The sequence below is a fragment of the Kytococcus sp. HMSC28H12 genome (genome assembly GCF_001816045.1).
In the GTDB taxonomy this organism is placed as follows: Bacteria; Actinomycetota; Actinomycetes; order Actinomycetales; family Dermatophilaceae; genus Kytococcus; species Kytococcus schroeteri.
In genome coordinates this window covers 1-715 of record NZ_KV824584.1, presented here as the reverse complement: position 1 = coordinate 715, position 715 = coordinate 1, and the positions used below count along the sequence as shown (strand labels likewise).

The 715-nt window shown below is 78.6% G+C and carries 1 protein-coding gene; it reads right to left on the bottom strand.

The features are described from left to right. Positions 1-715 (bottom strand): helicase-associated domain-containing protein (locus tag HMPREF3099_RS09170; protein WP_168168505.1); only part of this gene is annotated, 715 nt, incomplete at both ends.

Here is a 715-nt window from a genome sequence, read left to right as displayed (position 1 = left end):
GGGTGAGCGGGCGCGAGCGCACCGGCGGGGCGCCGCGGGGCGTGACCCGGGCCGGGCCGGTGGTGGCGTCCTCGCCCACCGACGGGCCGTAGCCGTGGTCGCGCAGGAAGGAGCGGGCCTGGGCCGAGGAGAGGTGGCTGGTGAGCACCGTGGGCGCCACCTGTGTCAGGCCCACCGGGGCCAGTTCCGGGTCGTGGAGCATCCGGCTGGCCAGGGCGGGGTCGTCCACCGCGAGCACGGCGCGGGCGTCGCTGACGTGCACCCGCCCGTGGCCCGCGGAGACCTCGCGCAGCAGGTAGTCCACCGGTTGCGGCAGGCCCGTGGCCGATGCGGCGCTGATCGCCTCGCGCAGGTCTGCCGCCTGGTGGCCGGCGTCCAGGGCGCGGCGCAGGCTGCGTTCGCTGAAACGGTGCGTGGACGCGCCACCGCGGGACTCCACGTCCGTGGCCGCGTGGAGCAACCGGGTGAGCGCGGGGGTGGGCCGGCCGGGGACGACGGCCGTCAGGTCGGCCTGCACCAGCATCGAGGAGGTGGCCTCCGGCAGGGCGTCGGCCAGGGCGGCCGTCACGGGGCCGAGCGGGTCCTCGGGCGTGCTTCCTCCGGCCAGGGCGACCAGCCAGGGGCTCGGGGCCCAGCGGTCGGCGTGGCGCAGCGGGCTGGAGGCCAGCCCCAGCAGCCGGGCCTGCTCCAGCAGGCGGGCCACCTCGGCGGCGGC